The sequence below is a fragment of the Ruegeria sp. AL11 genome, from assembly GCF_056540865.1.
In genome coordinates this window covers 345,539-365,797 of the sequence record NZ_JBQFXO010000004.1, presented here as the reverse complement: position 1 = coordinate 365,797, position 20,259 = coordinate 345,539, and the positions used below count along the sequence as shown (strand labels likewise).

Annotated in this window: 15 protein-coding genes; 8 read left to right on the top strand and 7 right to left on the bottom strand. The window is 59.5% G+C overall.

Translation table 11 applies throughout. The features are described 5' to 3' along the window. Positions 1-109 precede the first annotated feature (109 nt). Positions 110-1,087, top strand: a complete 978-nt coding sequence (locus ACR0IP_RS09195; protein ID WP_475219881.1) for an HpcH/HpaI aldolase/citrate lyase family protein — start codon at positions 110-112, stop codon at positions 1,085-1,087. Positions 1,088-1,098: 11 nt separating this feature from the next. Here ACR0IP_RS09195 and ACR0IP_RS09190 read toward each other — a convergent pair whose 3' ends face one another. Then, positions 1,099-2,082 (bottom strand): GlxA family transcriptional regulator, encoded by a 984-nt coding sequence (locus ACR0IP_RS09190; RefSeq protein WP_480525141.1) that lies wholly within the window; start codon positions 2,080-2,082, stop codon positions 1,099-1,101. A 112-nt stretch (positions 2,083-2,194) separates the two neighbouring features. Here ACR0IP_RS09190 and bcoG point away from each other — a divergent pair, with 112 nt between their 5' ends. The 4 genes from bcoG to ACR0IP_RS09170 all read left to right on the top strand — a co-directional run bounded on the left by bcoG (position 2,195) and on the right by ACR0IP_RS09170 (position 6,673). Further along, positions 2,195-3,112 (top strand): 3-dehydrocarnitine:acetyl-CoA trimethylamine transferase BcoG, encoded by a 918-nt coding sequence (gene bcoG, locus ACR0IP_RS09185; RefSeq protein WP_480525139.1) that lies wholly within the window; start codon positions 2,195-2,197, stop codon positions 3,110-3,112. Beyond that, positions 3,109-3,873: an SDR family oxidoreductase gene (locus tag ACR0IP_RS09180; RefSeq protein ID WP_170679702.1), complete on the top strand. Its 765-nt coding sequence runs from the start codon at positions 3,109-3,111 to the stop codon at positions 3,871-3,873. The genes bcoG and ACR0IP_RS09180 overlap by 4 nt, the downstream gene beginning before the upstream one ends. Beyond that, entirely contained in the window at positions 3,870-5,294 is a 1,425-nt protein-coding gene (locus ACR0IP_RS09175) for a carnitine 3-dehydrogenase (RefSeq protein WP_480525137.1), read from the top strand. Before ACR0IP_RS09180 ends, ACR0IP_RS09175 begins: the two co-directional genes overlap by 4 nt. Before the next feature lie 152 nt (positions 5,295-5,446). Beyond that, positions 5,447-6,673: a peptidoglycan-binding domain-containing protein gene (locus tag ACR0IP_RS09170; protein WP_480525135.1), complete on the top strand. Its 1,227-nt coding sequence runs from the start codon at positions 5,447-5,449 to the stop codon at positions 6,671-6,673. A 333-nt stretch (positions 6,674-7,006) separates the two neighbouring features. Here ACR0IP_RS09170 and ACR0IP_RS09165 read toward each other — a convergent pair whose 3' ends face one another. From ACR0IP_RS09165 to ACR0IP_RS09150, 4 genes are all read right to left on the bottom strand, one after another. Then, on the bottom strand, positions 7,007-7,606 hold the full coding sequence (locus ACR0IP_RS09165) for a rhomboid family intramembrane serine protease (RefSeq protein ID WP_170554824.1): 600 nt from the start codon (positions 7,604-7,606) through the stop codon (positions 7,007-7,009). 80 nt (positions 7,607-7,686) lie between these two features. Further along, positions 7,687-9,312 (bottom strand): FAD-binding oxidoreductase, encoded by a 1,626-nt coding sequence (locus ACR0IP_RS09160; protein ID WP_480525133.1) that lies wholly within the window; start codon positions 9,310-9,312, stop codon positions 7,687-7,689. A 23-nt stretch (positions 9,313-9,335) separates the two neighbouring features. Further along, positions 9,336-9,812 carry a nuclear transport factor 2 family protein gene (locus ACR0IP_RS09155; RefSeq protein ID WP_480525131.1) on the bottom strand — a complete coding sequence of 159 codons (477 nt, stop codon included), beginning with the start codon at positions 9,810-9,812 and terminating at the stop codon, positions 9,336-9,338. Positions 9,813-9,846: 34 nt separating this feature from the next. Then, a complete protein-coding gene (locus ACR0IP_RS09150; protein ID WP_480525129.1) occupies positions 9,847-10,467 on the bottom strand; it encodes a glutathione S-transferase family protein in 621 nt (206 codons plus the stop codon). A 115-nt stretch (positions 10,468-10,582) separates the two neighbouring features. Here ACR0IP_RS09150 and ACR0IP_RS09145 point away from each other — a divergent pair, with 115 nt between their 5' ends. Both ACR0IP_RS09145 and ACR0IP_RS09140 read left to right on the top strand, forming a co-directional pair. After that, positions 10,583-11,482 carry a LysR family transcriptional regulator gene (locus tag ACR0IP_RS09145; RefSeq protein WP_480525127.1) on the top strand — a complete coding sequence of 300 codons (900 nt, stop codon included), beginning with the start codon at positions 10,583-10,585 and terminating at the stop codon, positions 11,480-11,482. Between the two features lie 128 nt (positions 11,483-11,610). Next, positions 11,611-14,931 (top strand): adenylate/guanylate cyclase domain-containing protein, encoded by a 3,321-nt coding sequence (locus tag ACR0IP_RS09140; RefSeq protein ID WP_480525125.1) that lies wholly within the window; start codon positions 11,611-11,613, stop codon positions 14,929-14,931. Here ACR0IP_RS09140 and ACR0IP_RS09135 read toward each other — a convergent pair. Beyond that, a complete protein-coding gene (locus ACR0IP_RS09135) occupies positions 14,928-17,363 on the bottom strand; it encodes a GcvT family protein (RefSeq protein ID WP_480525123.1) in 2,436 nt (811 codons plus the stop codon). The two genes, ACR0IP_RS09140 and ACR0IP_RS09135, sit on opposite strands and share 4 nt — an antisense overlap. Before the next feature lie 194 nt (positions 17,364-17,557). On the opposite strand from ACR0IP_RS09135, the gene ACR0IP_RS09130 reads away from it, so the two are divergent. Beyond that, positions 17,558-19,078, top strand: a complete 1,521-nt coding sequence (locus ACR0IP_RS09130) for a trimethylamine methyltransferase family protein (protein ID WP_480525121.1) — start codon at positions 17,558-17,560, stop codon at positions 19,076-19,078. On the opposite strand, the gene ACR0IP_RS09125 is transcribed toward ACR0IP_RS09130, so the two are convergent. Next, the gene (locus ACR0IP_RS09125) at positions 19,079-20,053 is read right to left on the bottom strand and encodes a LysR family transcriptional regulator (RefSeq protein WP_480525119.1); all 975 of its coding nucleotides are present in this window, start codon (positions 20,051-20,053) and stop codon (positions 19,079-19,081) included. Between the last annotated feature and the right edge of the window lie 206 nt (positions 20,054-20,259).

Genomic DNA, 20,259 nt, shown 5'->3' with positions numbered 1-20,259 from the left:
TGGCGAAGACGGCAACGCCGAGGTCGAGGCCAAGGTCAAAGCCGAAGTCGCCGACCTCTGCGCCCGCTTCCCTATCTATACGAACCTGTAAAACCAAGGATTCTTAACCATGAGCTTTCACCCAATCGAACAGGCTCCGGCCCGTCTGAACCGCAGCGAACTGGCTGTTCCGGGCAGCCAGCCCGGCATGTTTGAAAAAGCGGCCAAGTCGGATGTGGATGTGATCTTCCTGGATCTGGAAGACGCCGTCGCGCCCGACGAAAAGGAACAGGCCAGAGCGAACATCATCGAGGCCCTGAATGACATCGACTGGGGCAACAAGACCATGTCGGTGCGGATCAACGGGCTGGATACGCACTATATGTATCGCGACGTGGTGGATGTGGTCGAACAGGCCGGTAAGCGTCTAGACCTGATCATGATCCCCAAGGTCGGCACTGCCGCCGATGTCTATGCTGTCGACATGTTGGTCACCCAGATTGAGGACGCCAAGGGCTACAAAAAGCGGATCGGGTTCGAGCATATCATCGAAACGGCGCTCGGCATGCAGAATGTCAGCGAGATTGCTGCCGCATCGAAACGCAACGAAAGCCTGCATTTTGGGGTTGCCGACTATGCGGCCTCGACCCGTGCGCGGACAACCATCATTGGCGGTGTGAACCCGGACTACTCGGTCCTGACGGACGCCGATCCTGAGGGCGGCCGCATGACCCATTGGGGTGATATGTGGCACTACGCGCTGGCGCGTATGGTTGTTGCGGCGCGCGCAAACGGCCTGCGCCCGATCGACGGCCCGTTCGGTGATTTTCAGGACCCCGCTGGCTATCGCGCGGCGGCCAAGCGCGCAGCGGTTCTGGGTTGTGAGGGCAAGTGGGCCATTCACCCCAGCCAGATCGCGCTGGCCAATGAGGTCATGTCGCCTTCGGATGCCGAGGTGGACAAGGCCAAGCGGATTCTCGTCGCGATGGCCGATGCAGAGGCGGCAGGCAAGGGCGCTGTCTCGCTGGACGGTCGCCTGATCGACTATGCCTCGATCCGGCAGGCGGAGGTGCTGGTTGAAAAGGCAGGTCAGATCGCTGCCGCGTGATCTGCCAAGCGTTAGACGGAGCGGGCTGTCCCATCGGAAGGCCCGTTTCGGTTTTGCGGACGAAAGGCGCTGATCGGGCGGCCGAATTCACGGGTGAACGACCGCCCCAAGGCCGACGCACAGGAAAACCCGCATCTTAGGGCAATCTGTTCGACACTCAGTCGCGTTTCCTGCGCCAGATAGCGCGCATGTTGCAGACGATAGAGCTTGTAGTATTTGCCAGTCGTCATCCCCAGCTCATCTGCAAATGCGCGGCTGAGGCTGCGCTCGGAGAGCGAGACGCGTTCGGCCAGTTCAAAGGTTGTCAGCGGAGTCTCAACGTTTTCGGCAATGACATTCAGCGCGTCCAGCAGTTTCGGTGACCCACGATCTTGCAATTGTTGAGAACCACGCTTCAGCTCGTACTGGCGGGCAGGGTCGTAGATGAACATGTTCGAGGCATCAAACGCGGCGGCGGGACCGAACAGGTTCTGGATCAGGTCAAGTGTAAGTCCCAGCGCTGTGCTGGCCCCTCCGCAGGTCAGAAACGGGCCGGATTGAACAAACCGGGCGCTGGACACGTTCACTTTGGGAAAGCTTTCGCGAAAGGCATCAAACTCTTGCCAGTGGATCGTGGCTTGGTGCCCGTCCAGAACTCCGGCTTCGGCTAAAATCCAAGCCGCGGTATCCAGGGCCAGAACGCGCTTGGCAGTCCGAACAGCCTGTCGGATCGCAACTAGAAGCTCTCTGTTGATTTGCTGCCGGACGCGGTAACCGGCCACAATGACCAGCGTTCCGGTCGATTTTGCTGGGTCGAAGACCCGATTGGGAGAAACTTGTATTTCGCTCGAGCTTTCCACGGGTTCGCCGTTCAGGCTGGTGATCTCCCAACCCGGACTGGCGTAGAGCGCGCGCATCTTGACGTCCCGCAACGGCTCCAGCGCGCTGGCCAGAACCATGTTGGAAAACCCGTCCAGCAACAGGAACTCGAAATGCTCATGAGGGGATGACGACAAAAGTATTCCTCCTGACGATAAATGTATCGTTTGTTCCGGAGTTTTGAAAGTAGCGTTGCCGCATTCAGTCGCCTTTCCAAGGCGCGATTCCTGCTGATCGAAGGACAAAGTTATGCCCCTTGCCATGAACCGCGAAGTTTTCATCACCTGTGCCATCACCGGATCGGGTGGGACGCAGGACAAGTCTCCGCATGTGCCGCGCTCACCCGAGCAGATTGCCAACTCGGCGATTGATGCGGCCAAGGCGGGGGCTGCCGTTGTGCATTGCCACGTGCGCGACCCGGAAACCGGTGTGCCGTCGCGCGATCTGGGCCTGTACCGCGAGGTGACAGACCGCATTCGCGATGCTGAGGTCGATGTGGTGCTGAACCTAACGGCCGGTATGGGCGGTGATCTTGTGTTCGGCCCGACCGAAAACCCGTTTCCGGTCAATGAAGCGGCCACTGACATGATCGGGGCGACAGAGCGGATGGCGCATATCGCCGAATGCCTGCCCGAGATCTGCACGCTCGACTGTGGCACAATGAACTTCGCCGAGGCAGACTATGTAATGACCAACACCCCCGGCATGTTGCGGGCGATGGGTCAGATGATGACCGATCTTGGCGTGAAACCAGAGATCGAAGCCTTCGACACCGGCCACCTATGGTTCGCCAAGCAATTGGTGAAAGAGGGTATTCTGGAGCCCAACGCTCTGGTCCAACTGTGTATGGGTGTCCCGTGGGGTGCCCCCAACGACATCAACACCTTCATGGCGATGGTCAATGCGGTGCCGTCTGATTGGACATGGTCGGCCTTCTCGCTGGGTCGCGATCAGATGCCCTACGTTGCGCAATCGGTTCTGGCGGGCGGCAATGTCCGCGTCGGGCTTGAGGACAACCTGTTTCTGGAAAAAGGCGTTCTAGCCACCAATGCACAACTGGTCGAACGTGCCGTGACGGTGATCGAGAACATGGGCGCCAAGATCATCGGCCCGGACGCCGTGCGCGAGAAACTGGGCTTGACCAAGCGCGCTCCCGTCGCGAAATGAACAGGCGCGTTCTTGTAACCGCAGGCGCGGCTGGCATTGGCCGCGTCATTGCGGAGCAATTCATTCAAGACGGATCACGGGTCGCGGTCTGCGATGCAGACCCTGCCGCGGTTCAGAGCTTTGCCGAAGCGCATCCCGGCAGTATCGCCGTGGTGGCCGATGTCACCTCGGAGTCCGCCATGGACGCCTTCCTGAGTTCCGTTGAGGCGGAATGGGGCGGCATTGATGTGGTCTGCGCCAATGCCGGTACCGGCGGCCCCGCCGGGCCGATCGAAGACCTTGCCTATGACGCGTGGCAGCAATGCCTCGCCACCAACGTGAATGGTTCGTATCTGACCTGCCGCTGGGCGGCGCGGGTCATGAAGGCGCAAAAAAGTGGCCTGATCGTCATGACCTCGTCCACCGCTGGGATCATGGGCTATCCGATGCGGTCGCCCTATGCGGCGGCGAAATGGGCCCTGATCGGTCTGACCAAAACCCTCGCGATGGAGCTTGGCCCCTTTGGCATCCGCGTCAACGCGATCTGCCCCGGTGCTGTTGAAGGCGACCGGATGGAGCGTGTGTTGGCCAACGAGGCCGCAGCCCATGGTCAGAGCATTGAGACCATGCGCGCCGCCTATGTGACCGGCGTGTCCATGAAAACATGGGTCACGGCGCAGGACGTGGCGAACAGCATTCATTTCCTTGCCTCGGAGGCAGGGACCAAAATCTCGGGGCAGGTTCTGTCCATCGATGGCCATACGGAGACACTTGCGCCATGACACAAAAAGCAACCATTATCGGCGGCGGCGTGATCGGCGGGGGCTGGGTTGCCCGGTTCCTGCTGAACGGTTGGAACGTTTCGGTCTTTGATCCGGACCCGGAAGCCGAGCGCAAAATCGGCGAGGTGTTGGCCAATGCCCGCCGCGCCTTGCCCGCCCTTTATGACAAGGCGCTGCCAGCCGAGGGCACTCTGACTTTTCATGACGATATGGGCGAGGCTTTGGCCGGCGCCGCGTGGGTTCAGGAAAGCGTGCCCGAGCGTTTGGACCTCAAGCACAAGATCCACGCGCAGATCGACGAGCTGTCGCCTGCGGATGCGGTGATCGGGTCCTCGACCTCAGGGTTCAAACCCTCTGAACTGAACGAACACGGCGGTCGCGTCGTCGTCGCGCACCCGTTCAACCCCGTCTACCTGCTGCCTCTGGTCGAGCTGGTGGGGGATGCCAACACATGTGCCAAGGCGTCGGATATCCTGCGGTCCATTGGGATGTATCCGCTGACTGTGCGCAAAGAGATTGATGCGCATATCGCCGACCGTTTCCTCGAGGCTGTCTGGCGTGAGGCGCTTTGGCTGGTCAAGGATGGCGTCGCCACGACCGAAGAAATCGACGAAGCGATCCGCATGGGGTTCGGCATCCGCTGGGCGCAGATGGGCCTGTTCGAAACCTACCGCGTCGCGGGTGGCGAGGCGGGGATGAAACACTTCATGGCGCAATTCGGCCCGGCCCTGCAATGGCCCTGGACCAAGTTGATGGATGTGCCGGAATTTACCGATGAACTGGTCGACCTGATCGCGGGTCAGTCGGACGCGCAATCCGGCCATATGTCGATCCGCGAACTGGAGCGTCTGCGCGATGACAACCTGATCGGGATGATGCGAGCGCTGAAGAAAACCGGCAGTGGTGCGGGCGGCGTTCTGAACGCGCACGAAGCGATGTTGCCTGACCCCGAAGGTGATGATCTGCCGATCACGGTGGATCGTGTCATCCCGCAAAGTTGGACAGACTATAATGGCCACATGAATGAGGCCCACTATATCGAGGTCTCGGCCCAGGCGACGGACAATTTCATGCTGATGATCGACGCGGATGCAGACTATATCGCCGCGGGCAACAGCTATTTCACGGTCGAAAATTTCGTGCAGTACCATGCGGAATTGCATGCAGGGGATCGGCTGACCGTCACAACGCAGGTTCTGCGCGGTGAAGGCAAGAAAATGCACCTGTTCCACCGTCTGCACGGCCCGGATGGAGAGGTCGCGGCCACTGTCGAAACCCTGCTGCTGCACATGGATTTGAACGCGCGCAAGACCTCTCTGCCGACCGAGGGTGTGGCCGCGAAACTGACCGCTTTTGCCGAAGATCACGCCAAGCTGCCGACTCCTCAAGGGGCAGGCCGCCATGTGGGGCAACGCGGCTGATACCAACGCGTGCCGCCTCTGGTTTCATGAATCCGGCGGCGGCATCTACTGGCGGGTCGATCTGCAAAGATCCTGATCCGCCTTTTTTCCGCAAGCCCGGCGACGTTGTGCTATAGTTTCCTCCAATTGTTGTTGTGTTTTGGAGGTAAATTATGATTTTTCGTTTAGTGGCAGCACTTTGTTTGACCTTCGCTTTGTCTACCGCGAATCCCCAGATCGCCCGGGCAGATGCGGGTGATTTCATCGGTGGCGCGGTCGTCGGAGGCGTGGTTGGCTACGCAATCGGCAAAGATCAGCAAAAGAAGAAAGCGCAGCGCTCGACCACCGGGACATATCGGTCGGGCATCCCATCCACCTCGCAAGGGGCGCAGACGCAAACGGCGCTCAACTATTTCGGCTACAATGCGGGGCGTGTTGATGGTCAGGTGGGTGGCGGCACGCGAGCTGCAATCCAACGGTATCAGGCGTCCATGGGATACCCAGTCAACGGGTATGATTTCCAACCGTATCAGCGCGATTTCCTGATGCAGGCCTATTACTGGGGTACGAGTGGCGGTCAGGCCAGCACTCAGCTCTCCGGACAGCCTTTGTTGATGGCCTATCGTCGGCAAGTCCAAACGGGCACAGCTGTGGCCGCCGCTCCGGTGCCCGCACCGCAACCTGTGGCACCTGTGACTGCGACGGCGGCCCCTGCAGAACCAGCGCCCGAGCCGGAAGTGACCGAAACGGCCACTGCAGCGCTGCCGAGCCTGTTTGCGGGCGGTACCGGTGGCCCGTCGCTGGCCAACCGTTGTAGTGCAGTGATGCTGCAAACTTCGACCAATGGCGGCTACACGACGCTGGCGAACATGTCGGACCCAGATTTCGCCCTGAGCGAGCAGTTCTGTCTTGCGCGCAGCTACGCCATGGCACGGGGTGAGGATCTGATGCAGGACATTCAGGGCCTGACACCAGATCAAGTAGCGGCGCAATGCGAGTCCTATGGTGAGATGCTCGCACCTCAGGTCGTCTCGCTGTCGTTGACGTCGAAAGCCGACGCCGAAACGCAGATGCGCAAGCTGGCTCTGGATTCCGGTCTAAGCCCCGAAGACCTTGCCGCGACCAGCAAGGTTTGTCTGGCGATGGGCTACCGTCAGGACAATATGGACAGCGCAGTAGGCTCGGCCCTGATGCTGGTTGCCATGGGTGAACCCGCCTATGGAGAGTTGATCGGTCACCACCTTCGCGAAGGCTTCGGCGTGCAAGAGCGTCGCGATCTGGCGATGCAATGGTATGACGCAAGCCTGTCCGCGCTGGATGCCGGATCTCAGGCCGTGTTCCTGCCGTCACAATCGGATCGCCCGGAATTGCTGCGTGCGGCGATGACAAAAACACAGTAGGTCTAGCTGACCTGTTCCGCGGGCGCATGGATCGCCCGCGGCTTCTTCAAGCGCCGCAATAGCAGGAACCATGATTGGGTGCTGAGCAATTCTGCGAAAATCAGCGATATACAAATTTAATTCTTGGCGTCACGCGCTTCTGAATGCGTCAAGATACAATGCCCGTGCGCAAACACCTCAAAGGCGTGTTGTTTGGCATTGGCGGCAAGCGACATACCCGCTTGTTCCGCCAACCAACGCGGTGGGCGAGGATACGTCGATCAGCATCGCGCAATTCCCAGCGCCAAGGGTGTGTCAGCGATCCGCAATCAACCCCTTTCCCGTGATGCTTGTCTATGGTTGGTCCACGTTCAAAATCCGGGGGGCATGTACATGAGTTCGGACAAGCAAGGCTGCGGCAACGCCTGCGATTGCGCCGAACAGGTGCGCCTCCCACGAGATGCCGGGCTGGCCGGGCAGCACGCCCCAAAGGATTGATCCGTAAAGCACCCCAACCACCATGGCCACGGCAAGGGTCACGGGCGACCGATCAACCAATCCGCGCGCGACCAGAAAGCCGAACCACCCGAACACCAGACCCGATGCGCCGATATGGATGGCTGTGTTTCCGAACAGCCAGACCAGCGCTCCGCCCAAAGCGATGATCACGGCGTTCACGACCAACAGCGCCCGTGTTGCCGTTGCCGCCAGCAAGGCCCCCATCAGGATCAGCGGAGGCGTGTTAGAAATGAGATGCGGAAAGCTGGCATGCAGAAGTGGCATGCCAAAGATACCGTCCAACCCGGCGATCTGCCTTGGGATCAGCCCGAACGCGAGGTTCAGGCGGTACCCAACCGTCCAATTGAGAACCTGTATCGCCCAAAGCACCGCTATGAAGAGCGCCAGGACCTTGAACCGCGAAAAAACAACACGTTTACCGTTTTTATCAATCATCTGAGATAGATAATCCTGACAGTGAGAACGATCAATACGCCTTGCAGGATGGTCGGATCAGAGTGTGGGCGCTGACGCGCTCAGGTGGTAAAGACCTCGAAATGGATCTGGTTTTCCCCGACCCCTAACGCTTCAAGGCCGGATTTCAGGTCGGTCATGAAATCCAATGGACCACAGAGCAAATACTGAGCGTTGGGAACGGCATTCAATGCGATCAACTCCTGCGCCGTAATCCGGCCGTTGATGTCAAAATCCTGCCCCGCCACGTCCTGGGCCTCGGGCGCGCTGTAGTAGATCCGTTTCTGTGCGGTTGGGCTGGTGGCAATCAGGTGGTCAGTTTCGCCCCGTAACGCGTGAAACCGTCCGTTGCGTGCGGCGTGTATGAACCACACCGGGCGATCAGGGTGCTGCGCCACAGTCTGATGCAGCATTGCGATCATCGGGGTCACGCCAACTCCGGCGCTGACGAGGACAAGGGGGGTGTCTCCTGACGGGATCACGAAATCTCCGGCCGGCGGCTTAGCCTCGATCATGTCACCCACTTGCACCTTGTCGTGCAGAAAGCGGGACGCAGCACCATTCGGTTCGCGTTTCACAGTGATCCTGTAGTGGTCGTCGGCCGGGTTGCCGGACAGGGTGTATGTCCGCCTAAGCTTGGTGTCATGCGTCGGAACGCTGAGCACAATCGGCAGGTGCTGCCCCGCCGCAAACGCGGCAAGTGGAATTCCATTTGCGGGTCGAAGGTGGAATGAGGTGATCCCCTCGGCCTCGGCAATCTTGTCCGTAACGACCAGCTGCCTCGATGGTGTCGGTTCAGTCGACCATCTCAGCGACAGCGCGTTTGGTCGGTCAATCACGGAGTCGACCTGAACGTCGATCATGCGTAGAACGTTGGGATCACGCGCCTCGGCCGGTGCCCAGTAGATCTCAGCCCGCCCGGACAGATGCAGCAGCCCTCCGGTCGCGAAATCGACGAATAGCAGCCCGATGCGGGGGTTCTCCAACAGGTTGCCGATCGTGTTGAAGAAGTTGTTGCCGGAATAGTCCGGGATACGCAGGCGGTTTGGGCCGACCACGCGGACAAAGCCGGGTGTCCCTCCGCGATGAGAGGCATCAAACCCGTTCGACGCCGTCTGTTGCGGACCATGTCGACCGGACCCGATGAACAGGGTATCCGAGGCGCTGATACGGGCGATCTGTTCGGGGTTGAGACGGCCTGAGACTACCGCCTCTGCCGGTTTATTGGTGGCCACCCGCCGCCAGTCACGTTCATTGATGTACTGAGGGCAGTTGCCGAAGCTCTGGCGGATGTCGATTGCAAAACCAGTATCGGTTGGGCGGGTCCGACCGCTGAACCTATTGCGTCGGCGCGTCGCCAGCTCGATGCCGACAACGCCGATATCAGCCCCTTTTCTCAGGCTTTCTGCCAACGGATCACGCTGGTCGATCACGGTATCTACGGTCAATTTGCGGGGATCAGGCGAATGAACGAACCCGTCCTCGCCTTCAATGATTGTCGCCCATACGCGGCCCTCTGCATCGCTGGACGCAGCCACCAGAAACGGCTGCGCCTGATAGAAGGCGCGATGCTGGTCTGGCAAGTGGTCGCGAATGTACGGAGCGGCCCTGCGGGCTATGTCGCCCGCACCCGCCCGCATCTGCGCCGCCAGTTCGCCCGCGTGAAACGGAGTATCCGTGCCAGACATCGTCTTACCTCCTTGGTGTGTGTTTAAAGGCCCAGATCGCTCAGCCCCGGATAGTCGCCCGGGCGACGGCCCAGAGGCCAGTGGAACTTGCGATCATCCTCTGTGATCGGCAATTCGTTGATGCTGGCGTACCGGTTGGCCATGTAGCCGTTTTCGTCGAATTCCCAGTTCTCGTTGCCGTAGGCCCGGAACCAGTTTCCGCTGTCATCACGGTATTCATAGGCGTATCGCACCGCGATGCGGTTGCCGTCATGGGCCCAGAGCTCCTTGATCAGGCGATAGTCCAGTTCCTTGTTCCATTTGCGGGTCAGAAACGCCTCGATCTCGGCGCGGCCAACAGGGAATTCGGCCCGGTTGCGCCATTTGCTGTCCGGCGTGTAAGCCAGCGCGACCTTGGCCGGGTTGCGGCCATTCCAGCCGTCTTCCGCCAGGCGAACCTTTTCAATGGCGGTTTCTAGGGTGAAGGGCGGCAGTGGGTGGCGGGGTTCTTGGGGTGTCATTGCAAGCCTCCGATGGGGTGTTTGACGCAGACGCTCACGCAACGAGGCCCACGGCGGTGGCAGGCATCGGCTCGAACCCGTCCAGCGCCTCAAACCGGGCGATCCATGCCCGCACATTCGGATAGGGGTCGAGCGAGACGTTCCCCTCGGGTGCGTGGGCGGTGTAGGAGTAGGCGGCGACATCTGCGATGGTCGGTCGGTCGCCAACCAGCCAGTCGCGGGTTTCCAGTCCCTGTTCAAGCTTTTGCATCGCCTTGGCTGCAGTAGCGGCGGCAAAATCGACGTCCAGAGGTGCACCAAACACCGTGATCAACCGCGCCGCCGCGGATCCGAATGCGATCTCACCCGCGGCGAGGGTCAGCCAGCGCTGCACCGCCGCTTCGCCTACCGGGTCGGTTGGCATCCAGTCGGGGGCGTATTGGCGGGCGAGGTATACGAGGATCGCGTTGGAATCCGAGACCACAACAACACCATCCTCAAGCACCGGGACTTGCCCGTTGGGGTTCATCTCCAGAAACTCGGGCGTTTTATGCGCGCCTGCGGCCAGATCGACGAAAACGGCCTCATGGGCGATACCGGCCAGCTTGGCAAAGACCAGAGCGCGGTGCGCGTGGCCAGATTTCGGGAAGTGGTGGATACGTACTGCGTTCGACATTTGTCAGCTCCTGTCATGCGTGGATTTGCTTCTGCGGCTATAGATACAGCTTGCCATAATGGGCGATAATGCGCAGTTTCAGGGGATCATTAAGCCCTGGGAGGGCGTAATAAACATGGACAAGATCGACCGAATGCGCGCCTTTGCGCTGGTGGCGCAGAATGCCTCATTCACTTTGGCAGCCCAGCGGCTGGGGCGGTCGTCGCGTCTGGTCAGCAAATACGTGGCCGATCTGGAGGAGGCGCTGGGCGTTCAGCTTCTGAACCGAACGACCCGCAGTGTATCCCTGACCGATGCGGGGGCGACCTACCTGGCGATGTGCGAACCGCTTCTGGACGGGTTTGACGAAATGGAGGAGGCGGTGCGCAATGCGCAAACGTCTCTGCGCGGTGTGATACGGATTTCTGCGCCGACAGGGTTCGGCTCACTACGGTTGGCCCCGTCGCTGGCGGCTTTTGTCGAACAGCACACTGAGGTCGAAATTGACCTCAACCTTTCAGACCGCCGGGTGTCGATCATTGAAGAAGGTCTGGATTTGGCGATCCGGATCGGGCCGACACGAGACAGTTCCCTAAAGATGCGCCGGTTGGGGCCGATGCCGCTGATTGTGTGCGCGTCTCCGGCCTATCTCGACCGTGCAGGTGTGCCCGCGCATCCAAGCGCCCTGGCCACGCATGAGTGCATTCTGGACGGCAATATGAGCGACCCTGCAGTCTGGCGGTTTGATGTTGATGGCAACGAGGTGGCAGTTCACGTCAATGGTCGCCTTCAGGCCAATGCGCCTGCGGCTTCGGCGCGGCTGGCCGCTGCAGGCGTGGCCGTTGCCAGATGTCCGGCCTACACGGTGGCCGATGCGCTCAGGTCCGGGGAATTGGTCGAGATATTCGCCGAACACCGGGTCACGCCTTATGTCGTGGCCGCCCTTTTCCCGCAAAACCGGCGCCTGACCACGCGGGTCCGCGCGTTGATCGACCATCTGGCAAGCGATGACCTGATCTGCAACGCGGGGGCGTAGTGCCCAAGACCCATGGCGCGTAGACCCTTGACCAATCCCTTGCCCCTTGTTTTCGTAGGGTCGAGCGCTGGGCGACCCTCACGGCATTCAGTTTTTGAGAGGACGCCCGCAGCCTTGGAAGGGATGGTATGGCCGAAATCGAACGTTGGCTGAGCAAGCACGGACTGGCCAAATACGCCAGCGCCTTCGCCGACAATGAGATTGAACTGGGCGACCTGACAGAGCTGACCGACGAAGACCTCGTGACCATTGGCCTGCCTCTTGGGCCACGGCGGCGGTTCATGAAGGCGGTGCGCGCAACAACTGATGGCAACGCCCGGCCGCAAAACACGGCGCTGGGCGCGTCGATCGTGGCCGAACGCCGTCAGCTGACGGTTATGTTCATTGACCTTGTCGGCTCGACCGAGATTTCGCAGCGGGTCGATCCCGAAGATCTGGCCGAGGTTCTACGGCTGTTCAAAGAGACCTGCGCGGCGTCCGTCGCGGATTTCGATGGTCAGATTGCAAGCTACTACGGCGACGGGATTATGGTGTTCTTCGGGTTCCCGCTGGCCCATGAAGAAGACCCCGAGCGCGCCATCCGCGCCGGCTTGCGTATCATCCGAGAAGTGCCCGAAATCCGCACTCACGCGAAACTTCAGGTGCGGATTGGGATCGCCACCGGTCTGGTTGTGGTCGGCGATTTGCGCGGCGAGAAGATGTTCGAAGACGGCACCGCGATGGGTGAGACACCCAATCTGGCCGCCCGTCTTCAGGCGATGGCGGAACCCGGCACCATGATCGTGTCACCTCGGACCCATCAGTTGGCCGGTGGGGCCTTCGACTATGTGCTACAAGGGTCCTTCAAGTTGAAGGGGTTCACGAAAGAAGTTGAGGCGTGGCAAGTGATCGGCGCGCGCGACACGGACAGTCGTTTCAGGCGCGTTGAGGGTGCCTCACTCGGCCCTCTGATCGGTCGCATCACGGAATATGAGACGCTCAGCGACAAGTGGAAGCTGGCCAGTGAGGGCGAAGGTCAAATCGTGCTGGTGTCCGGAGAGCCGGGGATCGGGAAATCGCGCCTGATTGAAGAGTTGCGGCAGAAAACCCCTCAAGGCGCGCATGAGCAAATTCGGCTGCAATGTTCTCCGTATCATTTTGCCAGCTCGTTCTATCCGATCATCCGGCGGCTTCACCATGTTGCCGACCTGCGGTCCGAGGACTCGGATGAGGCAAAACTGGAGAAAACATTGTCGGTTTTGAAAGACCCTTCAGATCAGGTTTTGCGATTGGCTGCGTCCCTTTTGTCGATTCCGTTTGAGGATCGTCTGGGGCCGCTGACCCTGACGCCGCAGCAGATCATGGATCAGACACATGAGATGTTGTTGGACCATTTGCTGGCCGATGCATACGATAAGCCGGTTTTGCTGTTTTTTGAGGACGCGCACTGGCTCGATCCGACAACAAAGGCGCTGATGGATCGGCTTGTGGACCGTCTCCGGGATCTTCCGGTGATGGTGGTGATGACGTTCCGACCGGAGTTTGACCCGGGTTGGGCGTTGCAATCCAATCTGACCAAAGTGGTGCTCAGGCAGCTTGATTTTCAAGACGTTAAACGCATCGCAAATGAGGTCGCGCAGGGGCAGGACATCCCCGACGCCATGTACGAACTGGTGGCGGCCCGATCCGATGGCGTACCGCTCTACGTGGAGGAGGTGACGAAGGATCTGTTGGAGTCCGGCGATATGCCCGATGCTCCAATCGCCCGCGCCAGCGGAGGGGCCTCTGCTGCAAGCTCGGTTCCCAGTGCGCTGCATGATGCGTTGATGGCACGTTTGGATCGCTTGAGCTCGGCCAAGGAAGTGGCGCAGATCGGGGCTGTGATCGGGCCGCAATTCTCGTACCCGCTGATCTCGAAAGTGTCGCGCTTCAGCGATACCGTGCTGCGGTCCGGCTTGGACCTGTTGGTTGAGGCTGGCATCGTCACGACCTCGGGCGATGACGCGCTCCAGATCTTCAGCTATCGCCACGCCCTGATCCGGGACACCGCCTATAACAGTCTTTTGAAAACCGAACGCCGGGTTCTGCACGAACGGGTTGCCAAGACGCTGGACCAGAAAACCTCGGCGGTCGAGGATGCAGGCCCCGAAGTCCTGGCTCATCACTATACCCTTGCTGGGATGGTGGATGAGGCGATCGACTGTCGCTATCTGGCCGGTCAGCGCGCCGTCAAACGCTCGGCCAATACCGAGGCGAATACGCAGCTGTCCCTGGCGCTTGATCTGCTGGGCGACCAGGCGACCAGTACTGAGCGTGACAAGCGAGAGATCGAGATTCAGACCCTGCGCGCAGGGGTGCTACGCTCAACGGCCGGTATCGCGGCGGATGAAACCGGTTCGACCTATGCCCGGATACGGGACTTGTGCGAACGCATGGATGAGACCGAGAACCTCTTCCCAGTCCTCAACGGCCTCTATTCCTTTCATCTGGTGCGCGGTGAATATGATTTGGCGCGGATCGTGGCGCGGCAACTTCTGGACTTGGCGGAAACATCAGGCGAAACGCAACATCAGATGGTGGCCCATCGGGCGATGGGCGCGGTGCTGTTTCATATCGGAGAGCTGGACCCCGCCCACGCGCATCTCGAACAGGCGTTGGCGCTGTACCGCCCCGACCGCGATGCGCATCTGGCCTATGTCTATGGATCCGACCACGCGGCCATAACCTCTTGCTTCCTGAGCCTCGCAACCTGGATGCGCGGTGAGCCGGACAAGGCGCTGGAGATCCAGACACAGGCGGTTGAGGCTGCCCGCGACCTTGAACATGCCCATAGCGTGGCGCAGGCTCTGACTTACCTGTGCATGCTGCATCTTTTGCGTCGCGATCCGGACTCTGTGACCCGAGAGATGGAGCAACTGGAAGAGCTGTCGAACAAGCACGCGTTCACCTTCATGACCCTGACGGCCAATGTCTGGAGAAGCTGGGTCAAGGCCTACGCATCCCCTGGCCCGGACACCATCAAGGACCTCAAAAGGGCGACGGATGCTTGGTGGGCCAGTGGAGCGGGAAATCACAAACCGTTCTTCATGACGCTGATTGCCGAAGTCACGCTTGCCATGGGCGACCACGAAGGCGCTCTGACCGCATTGGCGGAAGCGCGTGAACATCAGCGTTTGACCAACGAGGGGTGGGCGCAGGCAGAAACCGACCGGGTTTATGCGCTGGCGAAATCCTCGACCAGTCCAGCCGAGGCGGAATTCCGACAGGCTTTGTCCCGCGCACAGGACCAGAAGGCGCGGATGTTTGCCCTGCATACTGCTATAGATTTCGCCCGAACCTGCGAGCGGTTTCACTGCACGGCGATTGCAAAAACAGAGCTTCAAGGGGCTTTCGAAGCAATCTCGGGCGGAAATCAAACGGTTGAGATGCGCCTCGCTCGTGAATTGTTGGCTGGGGTGGAAACGGCCTAGGCGCGCATCCGTGCGTGTTCAGGATCATAGGGTGAGGCAGGGATGACCTGCGCGTCGACCAAATCGCCGTACATGTCGATCAGCACACTGGTGCCTTCGCCCGCCAGCGCGGGATCAATGAACGCATAGGCCAGGTTCTGCCCGACCCGATGACCCCAATCGCCCGAGGTGACGGTGCCCACCACAGTGTCGCCCTGCATCAACGAAGCCCCGCCGTGAGCGGGTGCGTGGGTAGTGTCGATCTGCAGCGTCACGAGTTGCTTGCGCTTGCCGCTGGCGTGGCGTTCCGACAGGGCCTCCTTGCCGATGAATTCGCCCTTATTCAGGTTCACGAACCGATCCAAGCCGGTCTCATATGGGTCGAATTCCGTGAGAATGTCGGATTTCCAATGCAGAAATCCCTTCTCCATCCGCATGGATTCCACCGCGCGCGCGCCAAACAGCTTCATGCCATGGGCGTCACCCGCCGCGCGCAAGCCCAGATAGGCCGCGTAGAGCGAGGCGTTGGGTACGTGGATTTCATAGGCCAACTCGCCCGAGAAGCTGACACCCATGACCGTGGCCGGGGCGAACCCGATAAAGCACTCACGCACGGACAGCCAGGGGAAGGCCTCTTTCGACCAGTCGCCCCGGGTGCAGGCCGACAGAACATCGCGGGCCTTGGGGCCAGCCAGAACCAGAATGGTCTGGTCATTGGTCAAGGATCGGATCTGAACATCCTCATCCTTGCGGATGTGTTGGGTCAGCCAGTCCATGTCATGATACTCACTGGCCGCAGCCGAGCCGTACCATACACGCTCTGGCCCCCGATCCGAGGCAGGCAGGTTTGCCACGGTGGCTTCAGCTTTGACCATGCCGTGGTGGTTCAGAAGGTAGCCCAGACCCACGCGGCTGCCGCGCTTCGTGACCGTGCCGCAGATCATACGATCGAGGAAGCTGTGGCGATCGGTACCGGTGATCTCGAACCGGTTGAAGCCGTTGACTTCGCACAGGCCAACGTTCTCCTGAACGTTCTTCACTTCGGCGGCGACGATGTCGAACGCCTCGTCAAAGTTGAAGGTAAGGGTCGGGTGAAAATCGGGCGATGGCTTGATGTAGTCCATCCGCTCCCACCCGTTCACGACGGTAAACTCGGCCCCTTCGGCTGCCAGAACGGGCGTCAGCGGGGTTGTCTTGGCCGGGCGTCCGGCGGGGCGATGTTCATGCGGGAAGTGGAACCGGAACTCGTTCTGATAGTCCTCGATAGCCTTCAGTGAAGTCAGTTCCACATTCGTATGGCCGGTGAACCGACGCGGATCGAGGCACCATGTGTCATAGCAGGCGTCACTATGCACGATCTGTTGCGCCAGCAGCCAGCCATGGCCGCCGCCTTCGCCCAACCCCGCGCGCAGGCCGATGATACAGAAGGCGTTGCGTTTACCGGGGATCGGACCCACCAGCGGGGCTCCGTCGATGGTATAGGTGATTGGTCCGTTCACGATGGACCGAATGCCGGTTTCTTCCAATGCTGGCATCCGCTCGAACGCTCCGGCTAGAACGTCCATGACGCGTTCCAGATCATCGGGGCAGAGGGCATTCACAAAATTCGGATCAATCCCGTCCATGCCCCAGGTTTTGCAATCCTGCTCATAGAACCCGACCAGCAGCCCACCCTTTTCCTGACGGCAGTAATAATCGCTGATTGGGCAGCGCAGCAAAGGCATCCGGTGACCGGCTTCGGCAATACCAGGGATATCCTCGGTCAGGAAATACTGATGCTCCATCGAGGCGACGGGATGGTGAACCCCCATCATCGCGCCCACTTCGTTCACGCGGTAGCCACAGGCATTGACGACGAAGTCACAATCAATGTCGCCATGTTCCGTATGCACGGTCCAAGTGTCATCCTTGTGTTGGGTCAGCGCGGTGACCGGGGTATTGCGATAGACCTCTGCGCCAGCTTTGCGAGCATGATAGGCCAGCGCCTGACACAGCTGGGCCGGGTCGATGTCTCCGTCCAGAGGGTCCCACAATCCGCCCAACAGGTTGGTGGTCGAGATCAGTGGGTGGCGGCGGGCGCATTCCTCGGCGTCGATTACCTCGAACTCCACGCCCATCCCGCGCGCCATCGAGGCGAAGTGGCGGTACCCCTGCATCTGCGCTTCGGTATTGGCCAGTCGGATGCCGCCATCGGCGTGGTGGTAGTTGATCGGATATTCCGGGTTTTCGGAGAGTTCCTTGTACAGATTGATCGAATGAGTCTTCAGCCCGACCATGGTCTGGTTCATACCGAAATTCGTCACCTGCGCCGCCGAATGCCATGTGGTTCCGCTGGTCAGCTCGTTCCGCTCGACCAGAACCACGTCGCTCCAGCCTTCCTGTGTCAGGTGGTAGAGCGTAGAGCATCCGGCAATGCCGCCGCCGATGACAACAACTTTGGTACGGGATTTCATGGCAGGTGAGCCTCCGGAGTTCGCTTGCCCTGCATACGAAGTCCGTTTGTCACCATGTGCAATTGTAGAGTGATGCATTGAGACGTTATCAAAATTAGAAATCTATTTTTTCGAAGTAAAAGAGATGATCTTGCGCCACGGGCAACAATTCTTCTTGCTTGATGTCACAAACCCCCCGTTTCAAAGGACTGGGAATGGCTGGACAGCGTAGCAAGCGAGGTGGACGCAAAGGGCGTCTGGCACAACGAGCAGCCAAGCCCGCGTTTGATCCATGCCCGCCCGGTCAAATCGGCGGAATGTATAAGCCGCTCAGCGAAGCCGAACTGCGCCGCATCTATGATACTGCCCTCGATTTGCTTGAGAAATTGGGTATCGGAGAGGCGCCGGACAGATTGCGGAACGATCTGTTGGCCGTGGGTGCCGTGGACAACGGCAAGGGGCGCGTTCTGTTCCCGCCCGAGCTTGTCGAAGAGGCGATTGATCAAGCCGCGAAGACCTTCACCTTGCATGGCCGCGATCCCAAGAGGTCGATCGAAGTTGGTGGCAATAAAGTGTATTTCGGAACCGGTGGGGCCGCGGTGCAGACGCTTGATATGGAAAGCGCGCTGTATCGGCCTTCGACTCTGAAGGACCTGCATGACTTTACGCGGCTACAGGACACGCTGGCGAATATCAGCTGGTTCACACGTTGCTGCGTGGCGACCGATGTGCCGGACAACTACGATCTGGATGTGAACACCGTTTTCGCGCTGCTCAAGAACACCACGAAACCGACGGCGACGTCGTTCACGCTGGCCGAATATGTCGCTCCGATAGTCGAGATGTTGGACATTGCCGCGGGAGGGCCTGGAGAATTTGCCAAACGCCCGTTCATGAAGGCGCATATCAGCCCGGTGATATCGCCCATGCGCTATGGCGAAGATGCAGTGGATGTCACTTACGCATGCATCAAACACAACATTCCGATCTCGTGCATCACGGCGGCGCAGGCCGGAGCAACGGCGCCTGCGACCTTGGCGGGGTTTCTGGCGCAGTCTCTGGCGGAAACCTTGGCGGCCCTATTGATGGTCCACGCAATCCAGCCCGGTTTTCCGATGGTGTTCTCGAACTGGCCTCTGGTCATCGACCTGCGCACCGGGGCATTTTCCGGCGGTAGCGGAGAGACAGCAGTGTTGAATGCCGCGTCGGCGCAGCTGTCCAATTGGCTTGGTTTGCCCTCGGGTGTGGCCTGTTCCATGACCGACGCCAAGGCCATAGACGCGCAATATGGGATGGAGAAAGGCATAACCTCCATGGCTGCGGCCTTGGCGGGAGGGAACCTGATCTACGAAAGTTCTGGCATGACCGCATCGTTGTTGGGGGCGAGTTTTGAGGCTTTCGTGCTGGATGATGAGATGCACTCCAACACCTATCGCGCCTTGCGCGGGGTCGAGGTGACGGATGAGAACCTTGGGTTCGATGCGATTTGTGATGCCGTTCTGGGTGATGGGCACTTCTTGGGTGGACAGCACACTCATGCCGCGATGGAACGGGATTACTTCTACCCCACACTTGCTGATCGAGCTGAGCCGCGCACATGGGCCGAAAATGGCGCTCAAGATGCATGGGGTAGGGCAAAGGCCCGCGCGGGCGAGATTCTTCGTGAACACAACCCCTCATACCTCACCTCTGAGCAGGAGGAGGCCATCAGGTCTCGGTTCAATATTCTGATCTGATCATTCCACCAGTTTGAAGCTGTCCGCCAGCCACGGCGTTTTCTCATATTGCGCAGTCAAAGCGCGATCTCGGATCAGTGCGCGCATCTTGCCATCTATCAGGTCCAAAACGGACCGCGAACAATCGGGTGTAGAGACAATCGCAAGCGTGCGGGCAAAGCTTTTGCCCGGAAACTTGTGCATGCTGAGATTTTGGTGAAACCTTTTGGCACGCGAGAACAGCAAAGGGGTAGTGATGGTCCAGCCCGCACCTGCGGCGACCATAGCCATCAAAGTCTGGTTGTTGCTGCATTCGAAATTGGACTGCGGTGAAAGCCCTAGCCGCCGCAATTGAGATTCGATCTGCCGGGCGATGATCAAATTGCTGGAAAACCGCAAGAACGGCAGTTTGGTGCGCCCTTCGACAATGTCGGAAAGGGATTTCTCGCTGAACCGAGGGAGGACCACCACAAACGGGTCTCGTAACAATGGGCGATCCTGCAGGTCCCGCAGCCGGTCCTCTGGGGTGGTCGTGATCCCTAGATCAAGATGCCGGTTGCGCAGCATCTCGACGATCGCGTGACTGGAATCAGTGTGATACATGAAATCGCAGCTCGGCATGTGGCCCGAAAGAAAGACGGCCAGTTCAGGGATGATATCGCTGTCGAAATCCTCGATCGTGCCAATCCTGAGGTAACTCGCCTCGGCAATATTTCCGGCAGATGCTTCGGCCTTGGCCTTGCGGATGGCATAGAGCGCGTCACTGATATTGCGCAGAAAGACCTGCCCTTTTGGCGTCAGGACCATCGGCCTACGCGCGTGGTTGAAAAGTTCAACCCCAAGGTGGTCTTCTAGATTGCGCAGATGATGCGAGACGGTGCTGATGGTCAGGCCGGTTTCTTCGGCTGCGGCCTGAAGCGATCCTTTCTGGGCGCAGATCTGAAACAACTCCAAGCCTTTGAGGTTAAGGTCCTTGTTGGCGTTAGGGCGGGGCATGTTTCCTCTGCGCGAACTAGGCGTGAAATAGGTTTTATGAATTGAAACTATTGTTGGTAAATTATCAAATCAACGAAAAGCCGCACCTGCCGACCGGAACGCCACTATCTTCTCGTGTTGCAGATGACACAACAGCGTGAAGATGCGGTATTCCTTTTTTCTTTCACCGCTTCGTTCTTTAATCGTACCCAAGCAAAATAGCACGA